This is a genomic window from Embleya sp. NPDC005971 (assembly GCF_040629175.1).
Taxonomy (GTDB): Bacteria; Actinomycetota; Actinomycetes; order Streptomycetales; family Streptomycetaceae; genus Embleya.
This window is the reverse complement of the sequence record NZ_JBEXUX010000040.1, coordinates 29,496-52,181: the sequence shown is the minus strand read 5'-3', so window position 1 is coordinate 52,181 and position 22,686 is coordinate 29,496. Positions and strand designations below refer to the sequence as shown.

27 protein-coding genes are annotated in these 22,686 nt (G+C 71.0%); 25 read left to right on the top strand and 2 right to left on the bottom strand.

Going from position 1 to position 22,686, the window contains the following annotated elements; genetic code table 11:
* The first annotated feature begins 26 nt into the window (after positions 1–26).
* Positions 27–266, top strand: coding sequence for a hypothetical protein (locus ABZ374_RS30145; RefSeq protein ID WP_360316841.1), 240 nt, complete (start codon positions 27–29; stop codon positions 264–266).
* A gap of 19 nt (positions 267–285) precedes the next feature.
* On the opposite strand, the gene ABZ374_RS30140 is transcribed toward ABZ374_RS30145, so the two are convergent.
* Together ABZ374_RS30140 and ABZ374_RS30135 are read right to left on the bottom strand one after the other, a co-directional pair.
* Positions 286–525 (bottom strand): hypothetical protein, encoded by a 240-nt coding sequence (locus ABZ374_RS30140; protein WP_360316838.1) that lies wholly within the window; start codon positions 523–525, stop codon positions 286–288.
* 101 nt (positions 526–626) lie between these two features.
* Complete coding sequence (locus tag ABZ374_RS30135; protein WP_360316835.1) at positions 627–1,037, bottom strand: hypothetical protein; 411 nt, start codon at positions 1,035–1,037, stop codon at positions 627–629.
* Between the two features lie 105 nt (positions 1,038–1,142).
* Here ABZ374_RS30135 and ABZ374_RS30130 point away from each other — a divergent pair, with 105 nt between their 5' ends.
* The 24 genes from ABZ374_RS30130 (at position 1,143) to ABZ374_RS30015 (ending at position 22,685) form a co-directional block, all read left to right on the top strand.
* A complete protein-coding gene (locus ABZ374_RS30130; RefSeq protein ID WP_360316833.1) occupies positions 1,143–1,310 on the top strand; it encodes a hypothetical protein in 168 nt (55 codons plus the stop codon).
* Positions 1,311–1,321: 11 nt separating this feature from the next.
* A complete protein-coding gene (locus ABZ374_RS30125; protein WP_360316831.1) occupies positions 1,322–1,618 on the top strand; it encodes an HNH endonuclease in 297 nt (98 codons plus the stop codon).
* Between the two features lies 1 nt (position 1,619).
* Positions 1,620–1,820 (top strand): hypothetical protein, encoded by a 201-nt coding sequence (locus ABZ374_RS30120; protein ID WP_360316828.1) that lies wholly within the window; start codon positions 1,620–1,622, stop codon positions 1,818–1,820.
* Between the two features lie 29 nt (positions 1,821–1,849).
* Positions 1,850–2,104 (top strand): hypothetical protein, encoded by a 255-nt coding sequence (locus ABZ374_RS30115; RefSeq protein ID WP_360316825.1) that lies wholly within the window; start codon positions 1,850–1,852, stop codon positions 2,102–2,104.
* Complete coding sequence (locus ABZ374_RS30110; protein ID WP_360316823.1) at positions 2,101–2,496, top strand: hypothetical protein; 396 nt, start codon at positions 2,101–2,103, stop codon at positions 2,494–2,496. The genes ABZ374_RS30115 and ABZ374_RS30110 overlap by 4 nt, the downstream gene beginning before the upstream one ends.
* The gene (locus tag ABZ374_RS30105; RefSeq protein WP_360316820.1) at positions 2,493–2,696 is read left to right on the top strand and encodes a hypothetical protein; all 204 of its coding nucleotides are present in this window, start codon (positions 2,493–2,495) and stop codon (positions 2,694–2,696) included. Before ABZ374_RS30110 ends, ABZ374_RS30105 begins: the two co-directional genes overlap by 4 nt.
* Positions 2,697–3,175: 479 nt before the next feature.
* Positions 3,176–3,802 carry a bifunctional DNA primase/polymerase gene (locus tag ABZ374_RS30100; protein ID WP_360316817.1) on the top strand — a complete coding sequence of 209 codons (627 nt, stop codon included), beginning with the start codon at positions 3,176–3,178 and terminating at the stop codon, positions 3,800–3,802.
* Between the two features lie 80 nt (positions 3,803–3,882).
* Positions 3,883–4,314, top strand: coding sequence for a hypothetical protein (locus ABZ374_RS30095; RefSeq protein ID WP_360316814.1), 432 nt, complete (start codon positions 3,883–3,885; stop codon positions 4,312–4,314).
* A 267-nt stretch (positions 4,315–4,581) separates the two neighbouring features.
* Complete coding sequence (locus ABZ374_RS30090) at positions 4,582–4,908, top strand: hypothetical protein (RefSeq protein ID WP_360316813.1); 327 nt, start codon at positions 4,582–4,584, stop codon at positions 4,906–4,908.
* 441 nt (positions 4,909–5,349) lie between these two features.
* A complete protein-coding gene (locus tag ABZ374_RS30085; protein WP_360316811.1) occupies positions 5,350–7,008 on the top strand; it encodes a terminase in 1,659 nt (552 codons plus the stop codon).
* 28 nt (positions 7,009–7,036) lie between these two features.
* Entirely contained in the window at positions 7,037–8,467 is a 1,431-nt protein-coding gene (locus ABZ374_RS30080; protein ID WP_360316808.1) for a phage portal protein, read from the top strand.
* Positions 8,448–9,293: a hypothetical protein gene (locus ABZ374_RS30075; RefSeq protein WP_360316805.1), complete on the top strand. Its 846-nt coding sequence runs from the start codon at positions 8,448–8,450 to the stop codon at positions 9,291–9,293. The genes ABZ374_RS30080 and ABZ374_RS30075 overlap by 20 nt, the downstream gene beginning before the upstream one ends.
* A 92-nt stretch (positions 9,294–9,385) precedes the next feature.
* Positions 9,386–10,036, top strand: a complete 651-nt coding sequence (locus tag ABZ374_RS30070) for a hypothetical protein (RefSeq protein WP_360316802.1) — start codon at positions 9,386–9,388, stop codon at positions 10,034–10,036.
* A gap of 13 nt (positions 10,037–10,049) precedes the next feature.
* The gene (locus ABZ374_RS30065) at positions 10,050–11,006 is read left to right on the top strand and encodes a phage major capsid protein (protein ID WP_360316799.1); all 957 of its coding nucleotides are present in this window, start codon (positions 10,050–10,052) and stop codon (positions 11,004–11,006) included.
* Entirely contained in the window at positions 11,003–12,019 is a 1,017-nt protein-coding gene (locus tag ABZ374_RS30060) for a glycosyltransferase family 4 protein (RefSeq protein WP_360316796.1), read from the top strand. The genes ABZ374_RS30065 and ABZ374_RS30060 overlap by 4 nt, the downstream gene beginning before the upstream one ends.
* Before the next feature lie 13 nt (positions 12,020–12,032).
* Positions 12,033–12,443, top strand: a complete 411-nt coding sequence (locus tag ABZ374_RS30055; protein WP_360316793.1) for a hypothetical protein — start codon at positions 12,033–12,035, stop codon at positions 12,441–12,443.
* Positions 12,443–12,805 carry a hypothetical protein gene (locus ABZ374_RS30050; RefSeq protein ID WP_360316790.1) on the top strand — a complete coding sequence of 121 codons (363 nt, stop codon included), beginning with the start codon at positions 12,443–12,445 and terminating at the stop codon, positions 12,803–12,805. The genes ABZ374_RS30055 and ABZ374_RS30050 overlap by 1 nt, the downstream gene beginning before the upstream one ends.
* Positions 12,806–12,821: 16 nt before the next feature.
* Positions 12,822–13,160, top strand: a complete 339-nt coding sequence (locus ABZ374_RS30045; RefSeq protein ID WP_360316788.1) for an HK97 gp10 family phage protein — start codon at positions 12,822–12,824, stop codon at positions 13,158–13,160.
* On the top strand, positions 13,157–13,546 hold the full coding sequence (locus ABZ374_RS30040; RefSeq protein ID WP_360316785.1) for a hypothetical protein: 390 nt from the start codon (positions 13,157–13,159) through the stop codon (positions 13,544–13,546). Before ABZ374_RS30045 ends, ABZ374_RS30040 begins: the two co-directional genes overlap by 4 nt.
* 68 nt (positions 13,547–13,614) lie before the next feature.
* Positions 13,615–14,205: a phage tail protein gene (locus ABZ374_RS30035; protein ID WP_360316782.1), complete on the top strand. Its 591-nt coding sequence runs from the start codon at positions 13,615–13,617 to the stop codon at positions 14,203–14,205.
* 106 nt (positions 14,206–14,311) lie between these two features.
* On the top strand, positions 14,312–14,764 hold the full coding sequence (locus ABZ374_RS30030; RefSeq protein WP_360316779.1) for a hypothetical protein: 453 nt from the start codon (positions 14,312–14,314) through the stop codon (positions 14,762–14,764).
* Positions 14,765–14,844: 80 nt separating this feature from the next.
* The gene (locus tag ABZ374_RS30025; RefSeq protein ID WP_360316776.1) at positions 14,845–15,171 is read left to right on the top strand and encodes a hypothetical protein; all 327 of its coding nucleotides are present in this window, start codon (positions 14,845–14,847) and stop codon (positions 15,169–15,171) included.
* A 35-nt stretch (positions 15,172–15,206) separates the two neighbouring features.
* On the top strand, positions 15,207–20,456 hold the full coding sequence (locus tag ABZ374_RS30020; protein WP_360316774.1) for an NlpC/P60 family protein: 5,250 nt from the start codon (positions 15,207–15,209) through the stop codon (positions 20,454–20,456).
* A gap of 3 nt (positions 20,457–20,459) precedes the next feature.
* Positions 20,460–22,685 carry a hypothetical protein gene (locus ABZ374_RS30015; RefSeq protein WP_360316772.1) on the top strand — a complete coding sequence of 742 codons (2,226 nt, stop codon included), beginning with the start codon at positions 20,460–20,462 and terminating at the stop codon, positions 22,683–22,685.
* Position 22,686 lies beyond the last annotated feature (1 nt).

Here is a 22,686-nt window from a genome sequence, read left to right as displayed (position 1 = left end):
CGGACCGGCCTCGCGCAGGAACACCGATGACCACCTTCCCCGCCGGGCCCATCCTCGACGGCCTCGGCGTCACCGTCGACCTGGAGGACGGCGACCTGCCCGCGGGCGCGGTGGTCCTCCTCAAGGTGGTCGACCGCGACGGCGAGGTCAGCGTCGGCATCGCCGACAGCGAGGGCAGCACCTGGCTCGACCAGCTCGCCCTCGTCACCGCCGCCCGCGACATCATCGGCCAGGCCCGCTACAGCGGCCCCGAGTTCGACGACTGACCCCAGGGGGCCGGGTGGGTCACTCGGAGCCGTCAGGCGCCCCCTCAGGGTCGCGCAGGGCGCGCCTCCTCAACTCGTTGATGTACGCCCTGGTCTTCCCCAGCTCGCGACCCATCGCCGCGGCGTTCCCGCCGAACTCGGTGACCAGGCCCTCGTGGATCGCCTCCGCCCGCCGCTGCGCCGACTTCTCGGCCAGCACCCGCAGCCGCTCCTGCTCCCGGTCCTCGTCCGCCACGCGCTCGCGCCATGTCCCGCCCATCACGTCCTCCGTACCTCCGGCCCCTCGGCCGGCCTCGTCCGCTCCCGTACCGGCAGGGCGGGCGAACCGCCGGCGGGGGATCGGCCCGCCGGCCCCGGCGGTCAGGCCGCCAGCACCTCGAACACCTCGTCCGGCCCGCACGAGGTGCCGATCTCGCCCCCGAAGGCGTCCACCAGGGTCAGCCGCACCCAGGTCGGGAAGGCCACCGCGCCGGCCACCCGCACCTCGCTCGTCCCGCCCATGCCGTCGTCCTCCAGCATCCGCATCCCGACCTTCAGGTCCCGACCCTCGACCGGGCGCATCACCCGCGCCGGCGCGGCCACCGGGGCGGCCGGCGCGCCGGCCTTCGCGGTGCGGCGGGCGCAGGTCTTGCAGGTCGCCCGGCCGTGGCCCGCCTCCAGCGCCGCGTTCACCGGGCGACCGCACTCGGTGCGGCCGTCGAGGCGAGCGTCGTGGGCTACCTTGCCGCGGCCGACGGTGACCTGGGCGGTGGTGGCGGTGGTGGGGTTCATCGTGGGCTCCTCGGTTCGCTGCTTCCCTGCCGGTTCCACCAAGGTAAGCCCCGGGGTGTACGTGTGTCAACCCCGGGGTTTACATCATCTCGACGGGAACCCCGAATGACCACGCCCACCCCCGCCCAGCCCGCCGGCCACGACCACATCGCCGCCGCCGAAGCCCAGCTCACGGCAGCGATCACCGCCCAACTCGCCGCCCAAGAGGCCCTCCTCCAGGCCCGCGCCCAGGCCATGCCGCCCGACCTCGGACCGGACCGGACTCCGCACTGAACGGAGGCGCCATGCCCGGCGGATGGACCGACAGCACCAGGCGCACCCGCCTCCCCTCCGACTGGCCCGCCCGCTGCGCCGCCGTCTACGCCCGCAACGGCCGCACCTGCCACGTCTGCGGCCTGGACGGCGCGAACCAGATCGACCACATCGAACCCGGCGACGACCACTCGCTCGACAACCTCGCGCCCATCCACGACGACCCCTGCCACCGCGCCAAGTCCAGCGCCGAAGGCCGCCGCGCCGCCGCGGCACGCCGAGCCGAAGGCCGCTACCCCGAAGAACCACACCCCAGCCACAGGACCTGACATGCCCCGCTACGTCATCAACGCGTCCGTTCCCGAAGCCTGCGTCATCATCGAGAGCGACGACTTGCAGCTCGCGGAACTCACCGACTGGGCCGTCTTCGAGGACGGCAAGGGCACCCTCTTGGCGGTGCCCCGCGACCAGGTCCACTCGATCCAACGCATCGACCCCGAAGGCACCCCACCGCCGACACCGGAGCCCTGACGCTCGCCCCACCCGGAGGTGACACCACCATGGCCACACGCAGCCGAAGCCGCGGCACACCCGGCAACGCCGCCACCCTGCGCGCCTACTGGACCGCCGGCCAGGGAGGCACCGCCGAGATTCGCTGGAACACCCCCGGCGATCACACCAGGTGCACCCGGCAACTCCGCAAGTACCTCGGCCCCCGCGCCGCGGCCTACTGCGCCCGACTCCACCGCGACATGACCGGCGTGTGGCCCGGAGACCGGCGCAACATCGGGCGGCGCCCCGGCCGGCGACGGTGATCAAACTCCCCCGCCTCCTTCGCCGGCGGCACCCCCGCGCGGACGACACCGCCCGGGCCCTGCTCTCCCCGGCCTACGTCCTGTGCTCCCACTGCGGCGCAGCACGCGGCGGCGACCTCACGATCGAAGCGATCGCCTGGGCCGGAACCCACTGCCCGGCGGACGCCGACCGACACCGCCTCGCCCTCGACGGCAACCCCGCATACACCGACACCTGGCTGCACCGCCGCGGCTACCGCATCGACCCGCAGGGCGCACCGCTGCACCTCGACCCCTCGCGGATCCCGATCCGACGCGCACGCGAGCCCGTTCTCGTGGCGCGCGTCGGCAACACCCTGGTCTGGGACGGCGAGCGCATCACCGTGGCGACCGAGCGGGAGGCGCAGGCATGACCGACGACCGCGTCCTCCACGTCACCCCGACCGCCGACCTGGTCGACCACGCGCTCGACGACGACTGCGTGTGCGGGCCCAGGGCGGAGCGGGTCGTGCGCGCCGACGGCACCGACGGATGGGTGATCGTCCATCACTCACTCGACGGACGCGAGCCCGCCGAGCAGGCGACCGACCCAACCGACCCGAAGGCACCCTGAGTCCGCCCACCCAGGTGGGCTGCGGGTGGTCGGTCGGCAGTCCACCCGACACCGGGTCGAGCCCATCCCAACCGTGGTGTCGGGAGCGTGACACCAGCGACCTGGACGATCAAGGTCGAGCCAACCAACCGATGTGGTCGATGACTGACGCGACGGTTGGGTTGGCTCGGCTGCAACCAACCGGGTCGACCGGGCGATGCCAACTCGGTTGGCCTGGCGAATGCCAACCGAGTTGGCATGATCGAGCCACCCGAGGTGGCCAACAGTGTTGGCCTACCGAGGTGGGGGGATACCCCCCTGGCCCAAGATCGCTTCATCGGGCCGTTTAGCACCTGACCGTCTGTACGGGTTATCGGGCCCGTGACCTGCGGAAATGCAGAGAGGTCTAGACCACTCTGGGAGGGTCGCATTGCGAAAGATCATGGAACATGCAGGTCAAAGCCTAGATAGCCGTTAACACGACCTGCTAGCCTGATTGCATGCCCCAGACCACCTGCGTCCACTGCTCGGGCCCGCTGCCCCTGCCGCGCCGGTCGGACATGCGGTACTGCTCCGGCAGTTGCCGCGTCCTGGCCACCCGCAGGCGAAAGGCCGCCGAGGCCGCACGAATCCGGGCCGAGCGAGCCGGGGGAGTGCCCGCCGAACTGCGCGCCAAGGCCCGCTGGGTGCGCCACGTCAACAAGCGCCCCACCCGCTGTGACCTGCCCCGATGGGCGTCCGTCACGGACCCCTCCACCTGGTCCGACCACGCCGCCGCAGTGGACTCCACCGTCGGCGACGGCATCGGCTTCGTCCTCACCCGCAGCGACAACATCGTCGTGATCGACCTGGACCACGCCGTCGAGGACGGCCGACTCCTGCCCTGGGCGCAGCGCATCGTCGACGCCCTGCCCGCGACCTACACCGAGCGCGGCCGGTCCGGTACCGGCCTGCACCTGTGGTTCCGCGGCACCGTCCCCGCCGGCCGGCGCATCCGCCGCGGCGAGATGGCCGTCGAGGTGTACGCCGACGGCCGCTACATCATCCTCGGCGACCGCGTGTCCGGTACGCCGCTCGACCTCGCCGAACTGCCCGACGCGGCAGCGGTGATCGCCTCGCTCGTGTAGCGCCCCGGTGGCGCGCCGGTCGGGGCACTTCCTGTCTCCGACCGCCCGCCCAGGAGGCGGGCACGACCCCGGAGGTCACCATGGCCGCTTCCCGTGGGCCGGTTCCCAAGCGCTCCGAGGAGCGCCGCCGGCGTAACAAGTCCGACACCCCGATCGCCAGGGTCGAGACCTCGACCGAGCCGCTTCCGGCCCCCGAGCCGGATCCGGGTTGGCACCCGATTGCCCGCGACTGGTTCCTGTCCCTGTCCGAGTCCGGGCAGGCCGTGTTTTATCAGCCGTCCGACTGGCAGACGGCGCGCTACGTGGCCGAGGCCATGCATACGAACCTCTCCCAGGGCCGTTTCTCCGCGCAGTTGTTCGCCGCCGTTACCGCCGCGATGTCGAACCTCCTCGTGACCGAGGGGGACCGGCGCCGCGTCCGCGTCGAGCTGGCGCGCCGCACGTCCGGCGCGCCTGAGCAGCCGGCCGGCGTGACCGCCATCGCCGACTACCGCGCTTCGATCGGGGGTTGAGATGAGGCACACCTTCGTTCCCGACTGCCGCCCCCGAGGCCCGCTTGCCGAGGCCGCCGTTGTCGGCTTCGGGACGATGGCTGCCGCGCGTCGCCCGATCCCGGTTCAGCCGGAGTTGCAGAAGGCGAGGCAGGTGCGGGAGTTCGTAGCGTTTTTTGCGGACGAGCCGGTGGGGGACTGATGGATGCCCGAGCGGCCATACGCCGACATGTGGCACGGGCATTGGCGCCCTCCGAGTCGGAAGAACACCCTGTTTGTGATGAGCGGATGATCACCCGCCTCGAAGACGGCGCACAGCTTCCCGACAGCCGCGACATCGCACGCTTGACGGAAGCGCTGGGCGGCCACGTCCTCGTTGACCACGACGGCCTCATCGACCGGAAGAGACTGGACGAACTCAACGCCGAGGCCGAGCGTTCGCGCGCGGAGGAGACGCACTACTGGGACGCCGAGGACATGCTCTCGGCCGAACGACTCCTCGCAGTGGTGAATACGCGTCCGACCCTCACGACCACCAACGCCTACGAAGACCTGCGGGCGGCGTGGGACAAGCTCGCCGCCGACCCCTACAACTGGGGCGGTCCTCCACGATGACGAGGCTCCTGATCTGCGCGGCCGACTCCAGGGAAGCGTTGCGCTGGGCCCGCTCGCGGCGCCTTGAGCCCGGCTCCTACCGGACGACGATCGGTCAGCGGGCCGAGCACGGTCTGCGGGGTTACAGCGATGTCGTGTATGTAGTGCTCCCTGGCTACTGGCGTTCCGTCCCCCGCGGTGACGCCTTGTACGTGAGCCAAGTCCTTGACCACAGGGTCGCGCGCGAGCCGGACCCGATCACACGGACTGTGGGCGACGGCGACGAGAGGGTGTTCGTCGCCGGCGCAAGGGCCAAGGTCGAGCCCCTTCTGTGCGTTCTCGAAGCCGGAGGCCATCGTGCCCCGGCCCGCGGCTGACCTCGCGGCCCTCGAACTTCCCCCGGACAGAATCGAACCGGTCTGCATCGGCCCCACGTGGAAGCGCGGACCGGACGGCAAGTTCGTGCTGCCTGAGTTCACCCTCGGGTGGCACGCGCTGTCGTGGACGGCGACGAGCCTCCAGCACGGCGGCGGCAAACCGTGGCGGTACACGCCCGAGCAGGCCCGGCTGACGCTTTGGTGGTACGCGGTCGACCCGGAGACGAGCCAGTTCGTCTACCGCGACGGCGTCCTCCAGCGCCTCAAGGGCTGGGGCAAGGACCCGATGGTCGCCACCTGGGCGGCGTTCGAGTTCATCGGGCCGTGCCGCCCGTCCGGGGAGATCGCCGAGGAGGGTAACCCGCTGGGCGTTCCGGCGGGGCAACCCGTCGGGATGCAGCACCCCGAGGCGTGGGTGCAGCTCGCGGCGGTGTCCCAGGACCAGACCCGCAACACGATGACCCTGTTCCCGGGCCTGTTCACGAAGGCGACCATCGAGGCGCACCGGATCGACCTCGGCAAGGAGATCATCTACGCCGACAAGGGCCGCGCGCGGATCGAGGCCGTGACCTCCTCGCCGCGCGCCCTCGAAGGTGGGCGGCCGACGGCCACGTACCCCAACGAGACGCACCACTGGATCCAGGCGAACGAGGGCCACGAGATGGCCGCGGTGATCGAGCGCAACGGGACCAAGTCGCCCGACGGCATGAGCCGCAACTGTGCGATCACCAACGCTTTCAACCCGGGCGAGGACTCGGTGGCCGAGCGCACGCGCGACGCCTTCGAGTCGATGTCCGCCGAGGAGGCGATCGAGGCCGGGATCTTCTACGACTCGCTGGAGGCGCCGCCGGAGGCCAAGCTCTCCGCAGACTGGGCGCCGAAGGTCCTGGAGGCGGTGCGCGGCGACTCCACGTGGCTGTCGATCCCGCGCATCGTGAAGTCCATCCTCGACAAGCGGAACCCGCCGAGCAGGTCGCGCCGGTACTGGTACAACCAGGTCGTCGCGGCCGAGGACGCGTGGTTGTCCCGGCAGGAATGGGACGCGTGCAAACGCGAGGACATCGAAGTCCTCGGCGGTGAACGCGTCGTCATGTTTTTCGATGGCAGCAAAAGCGACGACGCCACCGGGTTGGTGGGTTGCCGCGTGTCCGACGGGCACGTGTTCACGGTCGGGGTGTGGCAACGGCCCTCGGGCCTGCCGGCCGACGAGCGCTGGACCGTACCCCGCGAGGCGGTGGACGGCGTCGTGGACGCCGCGTTCGCCCGCTGGCGGGTCGTCGCCTTCTGGGCGGACCCGGGAAGCGGCGAGGACGACACCGGCCAGCTCTACTGGGACGGCTACATCGACGACTGGGCGCAGCGGTACGGGAAGAAGCTCCTGCTGCACGCCGTGGCGTCCGGCCCCAAGCGACACGCGGTGCGGTGGGACATGGGCGGCTCGACGTCCGCGAACCAGGAGGCGTTCACCGGCGCGGTCAAGCGCACGCGCGCGGACATCCTGGAGCGGTCCCTGACCCACGACGGGAATCGGCGGCTGCGTCAGCACGTCGTCAACGCCCGCCGTCGCACCAACCGTTGGGGCTACACGATCGGCAAGGAACACCGCGAGTCGGCCCGCAAGATCGACCTCGCGGTGTGTGCGGTCGGAGCCAGACACATGCGCCGGATGTTGATGAACAGCCCGGCCTGGACCAAGACGACCAAGCGCACACCCGGCAAGGGCCGGGTCATCGTGCTGCGCTGACGACCCACACGCGGATTGGCGGTGATCCATGGCCGCCGACATCGTCTCCCTGCCGTCGACGTACCTGACGGACGATCAGAAGCAGCTCATGGCCGTGATGCGGCAGGAGCTGCACATGAACCGGTTCAAGCTGAAACTGCGCGACGCCTACTACGAGGGCCAGCAGTTGATCCGGGACCTGGGCATCAGCATCCCCCCGCAACTCAAGGGCCTGCACACCGTCATCGGGTGGCCGCGCATCGGCGTCGACGCGTTGGAGCAGCGCCTCGACCTTGAGGCGATGCGGTGGTCAGACGGCTCCGACTCCTCCGAGCTGGAGGAGATCGCCGAGGCGAACGACCTGTACGACGAGTCGAGCCTGGGGCACACCGACGCGCTGATCTACGGGCGCGGGTACATCACCGGCGGTTCGTCGTGCGAGTGCGGCGGCGCCGCGTGTGACGACTGCCCGCCGCTGCTGACCGTCGAGTCGCCGCTCGACATGACGATGCTGTGGGATCCGCGGTTGCGGATGGGCCTGTCGGCGCTGCGGGAGTGCGTGCAGGACGAGGAGCGGATGTCCGTCCTCATGCTCCCGGACACGACGATCTGGACGATCCCCACCGAGAACGGGGACGAGATCGTCGACCGCGACGACCACGGCCTGGGCATGCTGCCGGTGCTGCGCCTGGCGAACCGGCAGCGCACCGGCGACCGGATCGGCAAGTCCGAGATCACCCCGGACGTCATGTCGATCACGGATGCGGCGTGCCGGCGTTTGCTCGGTATCGAGGTGGCGGCGGAGTTCCACGGTGCTCCGCAGCGGTACATCCTCGGTGCGTCGGAGTCGGCGTTCCAGGACGCCGAGGGTCGTGCGATGTCGGCGTGGGAGACGTACATCGGTCGCATGCTCGCGTTGGAGCGCGACGAGGACGGCAACATCCCCGAGGTCGGCCAGTTCAGCGCGCACGACCCCAGCGGCCAGACGAAGATCATTGACTTGTATGCGCGGATCATGGCGACCCAGCTCGGTCTGCCGCCGCACATGCTCGGCTACACCTCGGACAACCCGGCCTCCGCCGACGCGATCCGCTCCGCCGAGTCGATGCTCGTGAAGAAGGCCGAACGCCGCATCCGCCGGTTCGGCCGAACCTGGGCCCAGGCGATGCGCCTGGCGCTGTGGATCCGCGACGGCGAACCCCCGGACAAGTCCCGGCGGATCGAGACCGTGTGGCGCAACCCCGCCACCCCGACGGTGGCGGCCTCCACGGACGCCGCCGTCAAGCTGGTCCAGGCCGGCGTGCTGCCGCCGGACTCGGACGTCGTCCTGGAGATGGTCGGCCTGACCCAGTCCCAGCAGCAGCGGGTGCGTGCCGACCGGCGCCGCCGCGGCGCGTCGCTGCTCCTGGAACAACTGGGTCGGGACCTGCCGGGCGTCCCCGTCGGCGCGGGAGTGGCCGATGGCCCGCCGGATCTCTGACGGCTCCTCGGCCGCGCGCCGGTTGCGCACCCAGCAACGCGGCATGCTGCGGCTGCTGTTCCGCGACATTCGGGCCCGCATGCGTGTGCTCGATCCGGCGCGGCCCGCCACGGCGCGGCCGTGGATCCAGGGCATCGCCGTCGAGGTCGACCGGTACGCGCAGATCGCGGCCGAACTCGCGGCGCGCGCCTACGAGGCCGAACGCGAGGCCGCCGCACTGCGGTCGACGTTCCGGCCCGAACTCGCCGACAGCCCACCGACGGAACAGATCGAGGCGACGCTGAGATGGGCCGCCCACGACGTGTGGACGCCCCCGGACCCGGAGCCGTCGGGCCCCGACGACGGCAGACCCCACTCGGCGCGCATCGCCGAACGCCTCCTCGCCCGCGTGCAACAGCGCACCGAGGCCGCGGCCGGGCGCCTCGCCCTGGACGCCGGGCGGCGCACGATCGTCGAAGCAGTGGAGCAGGACCCGGACGCGCGCGGCTGGTACCGCTCGGCGCAACCCACCGCGTGCGCGTTCTGCCGGCTGATGGCTTCCAGGGGAGCCGTCTACAAGACGCGCGGAACAGCCGGCGCCGACGCCAACGACGGCTTCGAGGGCGGCGGCCGGTTCAAATATCACAACGACTGCGCGTGCGTCGCGATGCCCGTGCTGCGCGGCGACGTGTTCGCCCTGTCGCCCGAGGCGACCGAGTGGGACCGCATCTACTACGAGTTCGCGGCCCCCCACCCCGGCGACCAGCTCCGGCGGTACCGCATCGCGATGCGCCTGATCGACGAGGGACGCACCCCCACGCCCGAGGACTTCGGCGACCGTCCCTGACCCCCTATGCCCGCCGTGCGTGAGCACGGCGTTCTCCAAAGCCCGCCCCGGTGGCGGGCTTTCGCATTTCCCGCCCCAGGAGGGCCCACCGCATGAGCACCCCCATCGAGCCGACCCCCGCCCCCGAGCAGGACCCGGTCGAGCCCGTGACCCCTCAGGACCCGGCCGTCGAGCCGGTCGAGCCCGTCACCCCCGAGCCCCAGGCGGGCCCGACGGACCCGTGGGTCGACCCGGACGCCGCGCGCAGGGAGATCGAGAAGCTGCGACGCGAGAACGCGGCCAGCCGGACCAAGGCCAAGGACCGCGACACCCTCGCGGCGAGGGTCGCCGAGTTCGAGCGGGCCCAACTCTCCGACCAGGAACGCCTCCAGGCGCAACTGGCCGAGGAGCAGAAGCGGTCACAGGCCCTTCAGGACCGCACGGTGCGAGCCGAACTGCGCGTCGCGGCCTCGGGGTTCGCCGATCCGGAGGACGCGGTCGCGTACCTCAAGGACCGGCTCGACACCTATGTCGACGCGCAAGGCGACGTCGACGAAGCACAGATCGCGGCCGATCTGGCGGACCTCCTGGAGCGCAAGCCGCACCTGGCCAAGGCCGCCCCGGCCGCGACGCCCGCAGAGCCCGTGTCCCCGCGCCGTCCGGCGCCGGACCGCACGCAGGCCGCGGGAGCCAACCCCACCCGCACCTCCACCCCCGGCGACGAGTTCGCCGAGTGGTTCAACAGCGCGGCCTTCGGCCGCTGAAAGCAGGGCCCCGATGGTGGCTACGCCCCCGATCAAGCTCTCCAATGTCGACGCGGCACTCCTGCCCCGCATCCTGACGGGGCCGATCTTCGAGAAGAGCGTCGAGCAGTCCGCGGTGATGCAGCTCTCGAACCAGATCCCCCTGGCCATGGACGCGACCACGAGCATCCCGGTGCCGCTGGACGTGCCCACCGCCGACTGGGTCGGTGAGGCCCAGAGCAAGCCGATCTCCACCGGCGCGGTGGCGATCAAGACCATGTCCGCCAAGAAGATCGCCGTCCTCATCCCGGTCTCCATGGAGGTCGCGAAGACCAACGCCGGCGGCCTGTGGACGCAGCTCCAGAAGGACCTGCCCACGGCCTTCGCGCGCGCCTTCGACCACGCGACGATCCACGGCAAGACCATGCGCGGCGCGCCCGGCCCGTTCCCGGACTACCTGGCCCGCACCACCGCCTCGGTCACGCTCGGTACGGCCGCCCAGAACAAGGGCGGCATCTGGGCCGACTTCGTGGCCGGCATGGAGAAGGTCGTCGACAACGACTACGACCTGACCGGTTTCGTCGCCGACCACCGGCTCAAGCCGAAGATGCTGCTGGCCACCGACGTCAACGGCCGTCCGATCTTCGTGGACACCCTGACGCCGGGGACGAACACCGCGCTGGGCGGGTCGCTCCTGGGCGAGCCGCTGGCCTACTCCCGCGCGATCAGCGGCAAGCAGCGCCGCCAGTCCGCCAGCGTCGACACCGGCCTGCGGATGATCGGCGGCGACTTCACCCAGACCGCCTACGGCGTCGGCATGGACATCACCGTGCGCATCTCCAACGAGGCGACCTACATCGACGAAGAGGGCGCCGTCCACAGCGCGTTCCAGGAGAACCTGGTCCTGCTGCTCGCGGAGGCGTACTACGGCTACGTCCAGGGCGACGACGACGCGTTCGTGAAGTACGTCGGCACCCCGTCCGGTTCGTGACGACGCAGGCGGCGAGGCCGCTGCGCATCGTCGCCCGCATGGGCCAGTACCCGCCCGACCACAACGCCGGCGGCGAGATCGCGACCCACGCCATGCTGCGCGCCCTGGTGGCGCGCGGCCACGACGTGTCGGTGTGGCTCGCCCGCTACGGCACCACCGCGCGGCCCTACGAGGTCGACGGAGTGCGGGTCGTGCCGTTCCAGGCCCGGGAGGATTTCGACGCCGCGCTGCGCAGGTCGCACGCGGTCCTGGGCCAGTACGAACTGGTCCCGGCGACACGAGCGTTGGCGAACGGCTACGGCAAACCGCTGATCGTTCCCGTGCACACCTCGCGTCAGCCCACCCTGCGGAACCTGGTGACGGGCACCACCGCGCTGGCCGTGCACAACTCGCAATGGGTCAGGCGGGAAGCCGACGCGCTCCTCGCCGAGCAGGCGGACGCGACGCGCCCGAACGTCTCGATCGTGGTGCGGCCCCCGGTGGCCGCCGCGGACTACGCGACGACACCGGGGGACCGGGTCACCCTGGTCAACCGCTGCCACGAGAAAGGCGGCATGGTCCTGCGGGCGCTCGCCCAACGCATGCCCGACACACGGTTCCTCGCGGTCACCGGCGCCTACGGCGAGCAGGTCTCCTACGCGGGCCAGGGCAACGTCGAGGTCCTCGACCAGGTGTCGGGAGCCGCCGCGATGCGCGATCTCGTCTACGCCCGCTCCCGGGTGGTGATCATGCCCTCGACCTACGAGTCGTGGGGCCGCGTCGCCGTCGAGGCGATGGCCTCGGGCATCCCCGTCGTCGCCTCACCCACGCCCGGCCTGCACGAAGCCCTCGGCTCCGCCGGAATCTTCGCCGACCCGGCCGACATCGACGCGTGGGAGACGGCGCTCCGCGGCCTGGACGATCCGGCCGCCTGGCGGACCGCGTCCCGCAGGGCGCTCGCCCGCTCGGCCGAACTCGACCCCACCGAGGACCTCGCCGCGTTCGTAACGGCCGTGGAGGCCATGACCCCCTGAGCGGAGGTACACCGTGGCGTTCACGCCTCCCACCGCCGAGGACCTGGGCCTGTACCTGAACCTCGGCGAGATCGAGGGCGCCCGCGCCGACCTGATGATCCGTCAGGCCGTGCTCCTGTGCGAGTCGATCGTCAAACCCCTGCCCGACGCGGCCTCGGTCGTCGTGCTGTCCGCCGCAGGCCGCGCCTACGCGAACCCCCAAGGGGTCAGCTACGAGACGATCGGCCCGATCAGCGTGCAACGGCCCCAGGCGGGCCTGTACCTGACCAAGGCCGAGAAGTCCGCGCTCAAGGCCATGGCCGGGCGCGGCGGCGCGTTCACGATCGACCCGACACCCGAGGACGCAACCCCCGTCCCGACCTTCCCGATCGACGACGACGGCTGGTGGGGCCTCGACTGGGAGCCCGGCTGGGGGTGGATCTGATGGTCTTCCCCGTCCCGCACGGCGTGACCCTGACGCGGATCCGCACCGGCCCGTCGTCCGGCCGCGACCCCTACGGCAAACCGATCCCCGGCCCCGACGTCGAAACCGACCTGCACGGCTGCGTCGTGACACCCCGTCAAGCCGCCCCGTCCCCCGGAGGGACGGAGCAGCAGGCGCGCGACACCGTCATCAAAGGGCTCACCGTCTACGCCCCGCCCGGCTCCGACGTCCGCACCACCGACCGGTTCCGCCACCGCGGCCAGGTCTACGAGGTGACGGGCGAGGCAGGCGACTGGGGTCCCTCGCCGTTCACCGGCACCGAGGGCTGCGTGCAGTTCCTCCTCGACCGCATCACCGGCTGACGACGGGAGGCGCACCGTGCCCACACGCTTCAGGGGCGACATGAAGGGCGTCGGGGAACTCCTGCGCTCGCAGATGATGCTCCGCGAGATGATCCGCCGTGCGCAGGCGATCAGGAGCGCCGCCGAGGCCATGGCCCCGGTCAGCACGCGCATGGACGACCACCACACGGGCCTGTACAAGGCTTCGTTCAAGGTCATCGTCACGGACCGCGGCGCCCGCAGACACGACCGCGCACAGGCCACCGTCCACAACTCCGCGTGGTACGCGGCGTGGGTGGAATACGGCGCCGAGGGCGGTCGCGGCGGCGGACATCACGTCCTGCTGCGCGCGGCGCTGGCGGCAGGTGGCGGATGAGCGCGTTCCCGGACGTCGAGGTCCTGCTGATCGCCTGGCTGGTCGCCGCCCGGCCCGACACGGTCTGGGCCGCCGAACTCGACAACGACCTCCTCGCGGACCTGCCGTGCGGCCAGGTGGTGCGCGTGGGCGGCGACGACGACGGGGTTCGGCTCGATCGGGCCCTGGTCGACGTCGACGTGTACGCGGCCACCCGGGCCCAGGCCGCGGGCATCGCCGCGTGGACTCGTGCATCCCTCACCCGGGACCTTCCCGGGCAGGTGGTCGCGGGGGCGGTCCTGGGGCGCGTCTCCACCGTGTCGGCGCCCGGGTGGCGGCCCTACGAGAACACCGCGTTGCGCAGGATCGGCGCCACCTACGAGGTGTTTTTCCACCCCGCCGCCTGACGCGGCCCCACTTCCCCTCCTTCCGGCCCCGCCGCGCGCGGGGCTCTTGCATGTCTGGAGACACCCCGATGCCATCCCTTGTGATCCCCCGTGACGCCGACGTGACGATGGCGGGCACCAACGGCGGGGGCTGGGTCGCCCCGCTGGGCACGACCAAGCCGGCCAGCCCCCTCGCCACGCCCCCGGGCCCCTGGGCGGCCCTGGGCCGCCTCACCGAGGACGGTCTCGTCCGCGGTTTCGACGAGGACTCCACCGAGTTCCGGTCCTGGGGGCAGACGAGCCCGTTCCGGACGATCATCACCAAGTCCAACCGCACGTTCAAGGTCGCGTGCCAGGAGATCAACCGGCCCGCGGTGATGAGCCTGTGGAACCGGATTCCCGAGGGCTCGCTGACGCCGGACGGCGACGGGCTGATCAACTTCGCGGAGACCGCGACGCCGACCCCCGACCGGCGCGCCTGGTGGTTCGTCGTTTTGGACGGCGCCACGTTCCGCGGGTTTTACATCCCGCAGGGCGAGATCTCCAACCGCGAGGACGAGACCTACAAGAACGACGAGTTGGCGATCTACAACATGACGATCACCGCCTACCCGGACGACGCCGGGAACACCGTCTACCACACCATCAAGGCCGCCGTCGTGGACAGCCCCAGTAGCTGACCGGACGTCACCGACCGGTGGGCGGACGGCACTTCGCGGGACCGCCCGCCCACCGCACACACCTCCCGCGACCCGCGACCCGCGAACACCCCTCAGGAGTACACCCATGAGCGACAGCCCCATGCAGCCGTATGTCAACCTCGACCGCCCCCAGTCTTTGCCGGCACCGGAACCGCGGTACGAGTCCGTCCGCGAGCCCCTCGCCGCCGAGGGCGCGAGCCCCGCGGCCCTGGCCCAGGAGGTCGAGGCCCTCAACCCCACCGGCTACCTGCGCACGGAACTCGCCGGCACCGTCGACGGCGAGACCGTCGTGCACGAGGTCGTCGCGCTCATGCCCGGCAAGTGGAAGGCGTCGACCATGCGCGTCCTGCAACAGGGCGACATGGACGCGTTCATGGCGGCCATCCTCACCCCGGACAGCCTCGACGCGTACTTCGACCTGGACCCCGACCAGGACCAGATCGGCGACTTCATGGCAGACCTGTCCGCGAAGGCCGGCGAGTCGGTGGGAAAGTCCGGTGGACGACGGAAGTCTGTGACGCGTATGCGGAGGAAGTAGAAGCCGACCTGAGCTTCTACAACCGAGTGGACCTCCTCGACGTCCACCGGGGTCTCCTGACATGGCGTCAGGTCCGGGTGATGATCGAGAAGCTCCCGCCGGAATCCGCGACGTGGACGGCGATCCGCAACGACGCCCCCGAGCCCACCGCGGACGACGAGCCCGCCCGCCTACCGGAGCAAGGCCGCTGGTCCCAGGCCGAGATGCTCCTCGCGGGCGTGCTGGAAGCGATCAGGGACCTGCATCACCACGAGATCTGCGTGAACTGGGACACCAAGAGGGCCCCCCGTCCGCCGGCGCCGCCGCGTATCCGCCGGCCCGGTTGGCGTCCCCCCGCGACGACGCTCGCTCCATCTCCCGCATGGATGAGCGCACACCTCGACGCGATGCTCGACGGCCTCGCGTGACCCACATCTGAACCAGCGCGAGGAGGTGACTCCTCGTGCCGATCACGGTGGGCACCGTCGAAGTGCACGTGATTCCCAACACCCAGGGGATCCTGAACCGGTTGCGTGCGGGCATCCTGCCCGCGGCGAACACGGTCGGCACCGAAGCCGGCCAGCAGATGGGCAACCGTCTCACCCAGGCGCTGCAAGTACAGGTCGTCGGCGCGGGCATCCGCATCGGCACCCAACTCGGTGAGGAGATCTCCCGCGAACTGCGCCGCACCGTGCGCGACGCGCTGCCGGACACCATTCGCACCAGTGGAAAACTCGCCGCCGCGCAGGGCGGTCGCGCCGGCGCCGAGACCGGCGGCGCGTTCTCCCGCGAGCTGAAGACACGCGTCGAGGCCGCGGTCCGCAGCCTGCCCAACATCAAGGTCGGTGCGAACACCAGCGAGGCCGAGTCCGACCTCCAGGCGCTGCGCGTGCGGATGGAGTCGCTGCGCGACAAGCGCATCGGCATCGACATCGGCGCCGACGAAGCCCGCATCGAGGCCGAGAGCCTCGAAGCCGAGCTGCGCCGGCTCGGCGCGATCAGCCCCAATGTGCGTGTCCAGGTCGACACCGCGCGGGCGATTGCCGAGCTGGAGGCGATGCGCGAGCAGATCCGGCTCGCGACCCTCAAGCCGTGGGAGGTTCGGCTCGAAGTCGACGGCGGCTTCGGTGCGCGGCTCCGCGCGGCCGTGCAGGCCGCGCAGGCGTCGCTGCCGAACATCAACATCGACGCCAGCACCGCGCCCGCACGCGCCCGACTCCAGGGCCTGCGCGCGGAGTTGGAGCAGCTCCGGGACGTGCGGATCGGCATCGACATCGATGCCGCCGCAGCCCAGGCCAAGATCGACTACATCCGGGCGGAGCTGGCCAAGCTCGGGATGAACGAGAACATCGATCTCGACGTGCGGGTCGACGCGACGCGGGCGCGCAACGAACTCAGGGCCGTCCAGGTCCAGGCCGACATCCTGGACCGCAAGCGGATCGACATCCCGATCCACACCGGCTCGGCCATGAGCAACATCCTGCAATTCGCGGCCCTGCTGGCCACGTTGACCGTGCCTCCGGCCATCGGCGTCCTTGCCGCGGGCCTGGGCGCGATCACCTCGGCCGCGTTCGCCGCGGCCGTCGGCCTGGGCGCGGTCGCCCTGGTCGCCGTGCCCGGCATCATGAAGATCGCTGGCGCGTTGCAGGCGCAGAAGGCCGCCAACGAGGCGGCGGCCACCGCATCCGGCAAGTCCGGTGCGGCGGCGGCACAGCAGGCGATCCAGGCGCAGCAGCAGGCGCTCCAGATGGAGGGCGCGCAGCAGTCCCTGACGCAGGCGTACCGGCAGGCCGCGCAGCAGCGCGAGCAGGGCCTGCGGCAGGTGGCCGCGGCGCAGCGCGCCGTTGTCGACGCGCAGGCGCAGGCCGTACAGCGCACCAGGCAGGCCGAGCAGCAGCTCGTCGACGCGCAACGCGACTCTCTGCGTGCGCAGGTCGCGCTCACCGACGCCCGCAAGGCGGCGCGCCTGGAGCTGGAGGACATGAACTCCCGGCTCGCCGGGGCGGCGCTGGACGAGCGCAGCGCGGTCATTGCGGTCGAACGGGCGCAGCAGCGCCTCGCGGCGACCCGCGAGGCCGGCGCGGTGGTGTCGAAGCTGGACCGGGAGGAGGCGCAGCTCGCCTACGACGAGGCGGTCCAGCGGCTGGAGGACCAGCGGCGCGACACCGGGCGTTTGCAGGAGACGGCTTCGGCGGCGGCCAAGGCCGGCGTGGAGGGCTCCGAGCGGGTCGTCCAGGCCAAGGAGGCCGTGGCCCAGGCCGATCGGCGCACCGCCGAGGCCGCGGCAGGGGCGCAGGCAGCGCAGACCGAAGGCGCGCGGGCCGTTGCCGACGCGCAGCAGCAACTCGCGGACGCGCAGCGCCAGGTCGCCGAGGCCGCGCAGCAGTCGGCCGACCAGATCACGTCGGCCCAGCGCGGCATCCAGTCCGCGCAACTCGCCGCAGCCGCGGCGGCGCAGCAGGCCGGTGCCGGCATGGATGCGGCGGCGACGGCCGCGCAGAAGTACCAGGACGCGCTCGCGAAGATGAACCCGTCGCAGCGGGCGACCTACGACGCGGTCCTGCGGCTCAAGGATGCCTTCAAGCAGTGGTCCGACGCGCTGTCGCCGGCGGTGTTCCCCCTTCTCACGCGGTTCGTCGACGGGCTGACCAGGACCCTGCCGACCTTGACGCCGATGGTCCTGGCGGCGGCGGACGGCATCGGCCGCCTGATGGATCGGGCGTCGCGCTCGTTCGCGCGCGACCCGTTCTGGGCGAGTTTCAAGGCCGACCTGACGGTCGCGATGCCGCGGGCGATCGAGGGTGTCGGCGTCTCTTTCGGCAACCTCTTCCGGGGGATCGCCGGGATTTTCGACGCCTTCAATCCGCACATGGATTCGATCGCCACCCGCATGGAGCGGGCGACGGGTCGGTTCGCGAACTGGGGCACCAAGCTCAAGGGATCCCCCGAGTTCGAGCGGTTTCTGGCGAACGCCGCCGCGAACGCCCCCCTGTTGAAGGAGGCGCTCGCGGCCATGGGCCGGGCGCTCGCGGACGTGAGCAACGCCCTCGACCCGCTGCGCGGCCCGTTCCTGGAAATCCTCACGGCCGTCTCGAAGTTCATCGGATTCCTGGCCGAACACATGCCGGGACTCGTGCAGTTCCTCGTGCTCTACGCGATCGCGTGGCGCGCGATCAACACGGCCATGGCCATCAACGCGGCCCTGAGCGCGGCGACACCCATGGGCCTGATCGTGACCGCCATCGCCGCGGTGATCGCGCTCATCGTGCTGCTCATCCTGCACTGGGACAAGGTCGAAGCGGCCTTCGTGTGGGTGTGGGAGAAGGCCCTCCGGCCCGTGTTCGGCTGGATCGCGGACGCCGCCACGGCCATGTGGCGCGACGGCATCAAGCCGGCCGTCGACGGGATCGTCGAGGGCTGGAACGCCGTGGCCGCCGGAGCGGACTGGCTCTGGCGGAAAGTCCTTTCGCCCGTGTTCGACGCCATCGTCACCGGCGTCAAGATCCTCGCGGCGATCATCGCGGTGATCCTCATCGCACCGCTCCTCATCGCCTGGCGCATCCTGGGCGCGCTCACGATGTGGCTGTGGCGGGACATCTTCGAGCCGGCGTTCACCGGCATCGGGATCGCCGCCTCCTGGGTGTGGACGAAATTCCTCAAGCCCACGTTCGACGCGATCGTCACCGGGCTCGGCTGGGTCGGCGACCGGCTCGCGGAGCTGTGGCACGGCGTGTTCGAGCCCGCGTGGGCCGGCATGTCCCTGGCCGCCTCCTGGGTGTGGGCCAACATCCTCAAGCCGATCCTCGACGGGCTCGGCGCCGGATTCGGCTGGGTCGGCGACCGGCTTGCGGAGCTGTGGCACGGCGTGTTCGAACCCGCGTGGTCGGGCATTGCCGCCGCCGTGGACTGGGCGTGGAACCGGATGATCTCGCCCGCGTTCGATGCGGTCGTCGGCGGCATGAAATCCGTCGGCTACTGGGCGCAGGATCTCTACCAGACCGGAATCAAGCCCTGGTTCGACAAGATCGGTTCGATCGTCGACAGCACGATGACCAACGTCCAGAAGGCGTTCCGGGTCGCCGTCGACGGAATCTCCATTCTCTGGTCGCTGTTCAAGGAAATCGTCGCGGCACCGGTTCGGTTCGTGGTGAACCAGGTCTACGACAACGGAATCAAGCGCGTCTGGAACTGGGTCGCCGACAAGGTCGGTCTCCCGTCGCTTCCCGACGGGACAGCCGGGTTTGCGAGCGGCGGCATCTACCCGGGATACACCCCCGGGCGGGACATCGGCCTCGCCGCGGTATCCGGTGGCGAGGCCATCATGCGTCCGGAATGGACGCGTGCGGTCGGCCCCGGATTCGTGAACAGCATGAATGCCGCCGCGCGTTCCGGCGGCGTGTCCGGCGTGCGTTCCGCGCTCGCGGACACCCCGATCGTGGGCGCCTATTCGTGGGGCGGAATCGTCGGCAGCGTCGTCGACACCGTCACGAGCGGAATCGACGCGATCCCGGGGGCGTCCTGGGTCCTCGACAAGGCCGCGTCCCTTTCCCGGGGATTCCTGGCCGCGTCCGTCGACGTGGCGATGGAGCCGGTGCGGGCCATGATCGGCCGACTCCCGGGCGACAGCGCCTGGTCGAAGATCTCTCGGGCCGTGCCCAACAAGGCGATCGACGGGGTCGTCGACTGGATCCGCGAGGACGACCGCAAGCAGTCTTCCTCGGGGGTGGGGATCGCGGCCATGGCGCTGCGTGACGCGATGACGTATGCGGGCGTGCCCTACCTCTGGGGCGGTACCACCCGCGCGGGCATCGACTGTTCCGGTTTGACCCAGGCCGCCTACGACGCGGTGGGCGTCCAGATCGGCCGCACCACCTACGACCAGGTCAAGCGCGGACGGCACATCGACATGAAGGATGCCGTCCCCGGCGACCTGGTGTTCGAACAGTTCGTGGGTCCGAGCCCGTCGCACGTCGGCATGTACATGGGCCCGGGGCGGCTGTGGAACGCGCCTCGGCCGGGGCTGGGCGTCAGCGAGTCGCCGATCGTGAACGTGGTCGACGTCCGCCGTATGGCCTCCGACGTGATGGCCGGTGCGGTCACGACGTTCGGGGACCTCGCGGGATGGCTGCGGGCGGCTCTTGCGGCGACCGGTTCCCCCGCCGAGTGGCTGGCCCCGCTGACGACCATCGCGCAACACGAATCCGGCGGGAATCCGCGCGCGGAAAACCACTGGGACTCGAACCAAAGGTACGGCGGGACGTTCGGTCTGATGCAGACCATTCCGCCGACGTTCAACGCCTACAAGTTGCCCGGCATGGACGACATTCTGAACCCGATTCACAATGCAGTCGCCGCGATCCGCTACATAAAGGCGAGGTGGGGAACTCCTTTCAATACTCCGGGACTTCGTTCCCTCGCCGCCGGTGGAGGATACCGGGGCTACAAGTCGGGCGGTATCGTGCCGCTCGCATTCGACTCCGGTGGATATCTTCCGCCGGGTCTGAATCTGACCTACAACGGCACGTCACGGCCCGAGCCGGTATTCACCGGCGCGCAGTCCGACGCGCTCTTCGCGGGTGTGCGCGGGGGAGACGGCGGCTCGTTCACGGGCGAACTGCGGCTGTCCTCGGGTGAATTCCTGGGAATGGTCGACGGCCGGATCCGACGCTCCACCGACGAACTGGGCGAGCGCCTGGGCATGGGCAGGGGGTGACCGGTGGCCATCACCACGAACCTCCTCGACGCGAACACCTCCGGTTTCGAGACGACCATCGGGACCTGGACGGCCGGGGCCAACACCACCGCCGTCCGGGTCACCGGCGCCTGGTACACCGGCGCCGCGTGCATGCGGCTCACGGCGACCGCGAACGGGTCGGTGGCCGCGACCACGGGCGCGGTGCCGATCACCGCCCTCGCCGAATACCTGACCTACCTGTTCACCGCGAACACCGCCGCGGTCGCCGGGCGCACGGTCACCCTCACACTGACCTGGCTGGACGCCTCCAACGCGACGGTGGGCACCTCGGTCGGGACGACCCCCACCTCGATGCCCGCGTCCACCGCGTGGGTGACGCCCCCGACCTACGCGGACGCGCCGGCCCCGGCGACCGCGACCCAGGTGAAGCTCACGATCACCGTGACGGGGATGCTCGCGGGCGGCCAGATCCTGGTCGACGAGGTCGGGCTCGGGCCGCCGGTCCTGCAAACCGGCAACCTCCTCTCCTACAACGACCAGTCCGTCGAGATGGACGCGAGCGGCTGGACCGCGTCCGTGAACTGCGCGGCAGCGCGTTCGTCCGCCCAGGTCGTCGAGGGCTGGTACTCGCTCGCGATCACCGCGACCGCGTCCGGCGACGTCCAGGTCCGGTCGGCGGCAACACCCGCAGTGGCCCCCGGGGTCGAGTACTTCGGATACTTCTTCATCCGCACCCCCATCGCCCTGTCCGTGAAGGCGGAGCTGTGGTGGTACGACGCGTCGAACTCGCTGGTGGGCACCACCAGTACGAGCGTCACCACCGCAGTGACGACCTGGCAGCGGCTGGGCGTGTCGGCGAAACCTCCCGCGACCGCGACCAAGGCACGCCTCGTCGTCCGGCCGCAGGCCACCGCCGCGGCCCAGGTCGTCCACGTGGACCAGATGACGATCCGCGCGGCGCCGTTCAGCGTCGCCGGCAACCTCCTGCCGTTCGCCGCCGAGTCCATGGAGTGCGACCTCGCGAGCTGGACCGCGGTCACCAACGCGTCCATCGCACGCACCACCGCGCAGTTCGCAGCCGGGTTCTGGTCCCTGGAGATCACCACCCCGGCCGCCGGACAGGCCCGCGTCCACACCACCGGACTGGTGCCGGTCGTCGCCGGCACCTACTACCTGGCGAGTCAGAGCTACCGGTCGGCGTCCGCCGGCCCGATGTGGACCGACATCGACTGGTACGCGAGCGACGGTGTGACCTGGCTGGGGAACGCCACCCCGGATCAGGACCTCGGGCAGGCACCGGGCGCCTGGTTCGCCAACATCATCGGCCGCAAGGCCCCGAACAATGCGGCGTGGGCCCGGGTGGTGTCCCTGCCGCAGTCCACCGTTGCCGGGCAGGTGTGGTGGATCGACGCCGTCGGCCTCGTGCCGGGTGCCCCGCCCTACGAGCTGACCGCCCACCCGGAGACGGGGTCGGCCACGCTGACGATCAGGAATGCGAACTCCGGCGGGGCGACCACGATGACCGTGCACCGCGTCGATCCGGACGGCACCCGCTCGCCCGTCCGGGGATACGGCGGCGACCTGGAGGGCGTGCCCGTGCCGGGCGCGGTCATGGTCGTCACGGACCACGAGGTCCCGCTCGGCGTTTCGATCCGCTATGAGTACATCCGTCACGTGCCCGGACCCCCGGCCAAGGATCTCGGCACCGGCACCACGAGCATCACCGTCGCCCCGCCGGCGGACCCTTCGTATGTGTGGCTGTCCGACCCGGGACAGCCCGCCCGCTCGATCCGGTTGATGATCGAGAAACCGCCGGACTGGACGTTCGGCATCGCGCGGGCGGTGTACCGGATCCGCGGGCGCGCCGACCCGATCGCGCGCTCCGACGTGCGTCAGACCGGGGAGGGCGACCTCGCGGCCTACACCTGGAGCCCCGACGACGACACGCTGCTGCGATTCGTTCTCGCCCCGGGGCACGTCCTCCTCCTGCGGGCGCGCCCGGGCTGGGGCCTGGACTACCTGTACGTGTCCGTCGGCGCGGTGCAGTCACCGCGCCTGGTGCAGATGGGCTCCGAACCCGGCCGCCGCTGGACGCTGCCCCTGACGATCGTCGCCCGGCCCGCCGGCGGCATGGTCGGATCCGCGTCCCGAACCTGGCAGACCGTCAAGGACGACGGGACCGCACCCACCTGGGCCGCGGTGCTCGCCAAGTACCCGACGTGGCTGGACACGCTCCAGGGGGTGTGAA

Coding starts and splice junctions, on each gene's coding strand:
- ABZ374_RS30145 (WP_360316841.1), top strand. CDS start 27: ATGACCACCTTCCCCGCCGGGCCCATCCTCGACGGCCTCGGCGTCACC.
- ABZ374_RS30140 (WP_360316838.1), bottom strand. CDS start 525: ATGGGCGGGACATGGCGCGAGCGCGTGGCGGACGAGGACCGGGAGCAG.
- ABZ374_RS30135 (WP_360316835.1), bottom strand. CDS start 1,037: ATGAACCCCACCACCGCCACCACCGCCCAGGTCACCGTCGGCCGCGGC.
- ABZ374_RS30130 (WP_360316833.1), top strand. CDS start 1,143: ATGACCACGCCCACCCCCGCCCAGCCCGCCGGCCACGACCACATCGCC.
- ABZ374_RS30125 (WP_360316831.1), top strand. CDS start 1,322: ATGCCCGGCGGATGGACCGACAGCACCAGGCGCACCCGCCTCCCCTCC.
- ABZ374_RS30120 (WP_360316828.1), top strand. CDS start 1,620: ATGCCCCGCTACGTCATCAACGCGTCCGTTCCCGAAGCCTGCGTCATC.
- ABZ374_RS30115 (WP_360316825.1), top strand. CDS start 1,850: ATGGCCACACGCAGCCGAAGCCGCGGCACACCCGGCAACGCCGCCACC.
- ABZ374_RS30105 (WP_360316820.1), top strand. CDS start 2,493: ATGACCGACGACCGCGTCCTCCACGTCACCCCGACCGCCGACCTGGTC.
- ABZ374_RS30100 (WP_360316817.1), top strand. CDS start 3,176: ATGCCCCAGACCACCTGCGTCCACTGCTCGGGCCCGCTGCCCCTGCCG.
- ABZ374_RS30095 (WP_360316814.1), top strand. CDS start 3,883: ATGGCCGCTTCCCGTGGGCCGGTTCCCAAGCGCTCCGAGGAGCGCCGC.
- ABZ374_RS30090 (WP_360316813.1), top strand. CDS start 4,582: ATGATCACCCGCCTCGAAGACGGCGCACAGCTTCCCGACAGCCGCGAC.
- ABZ374_RS30080 (WP_360316808.1), top strand. CDS start 7,037: ATGGCCGCCGACATCGTCTCCCTGCCGTCGACGTACCTGACGGACGAT.
- ABZ374_RS30075 (WP_360316805.1), top strand. CDS start 8,448: ATGGCCCGCCGGATCTCTGACGGCTCCTCGGCCGCGCGCCGGTTGCGC.
- ABZ374_RS30070 (WP_360316802.1), top strand. CDS start 9,386: ATGAGCACCCCCATCGAGCCGACCCCCGCCCCCGAGCAGGACCCGGTC.
- ABZ374_RS30065 (WP_360316799.1), top strand. CDS start 10,050: ATGGTGGCTACGCCCCCGATCAAGCTCTCCAATGTCGACGCGGCACTC.
- ABZ374_RS30050 (WP_360316790.1), top strand. CDS start 12,443: ATGGTCTTCCCCGTCCCGCACGGCGTGACCCTGACGCGGATCCGCACC.
- ABZ374_RS30040 (WP_360316785.1), top strand. CDS start 13,157: ATGAGCGCGTTCCCGGACGTCGAGGTCCTGCTGATCGCCTGGCTGGTC.
- ABZ374_RS30035 (WP_360316782.1), top strand. CDS start 13,615: ATGCCATCCCTTGTGATCCCCCGTGACGCCGACGTGACGATGGCGGGC.
- ABZ374_RS30030 (WP_360316779.1), top strand. CDS start 14,312: ATGAGCGACAGCCCCATGCAGCCGTATGTCAACCTCGACCGCCCCCAG.
- ABZ374_RS30025 (WP_360316776.1), top strand. CDS start 14,845: ATGATCGAGAAGCTCCCGCCGGAATCCGCGACGTGGACGGCGATCCGC.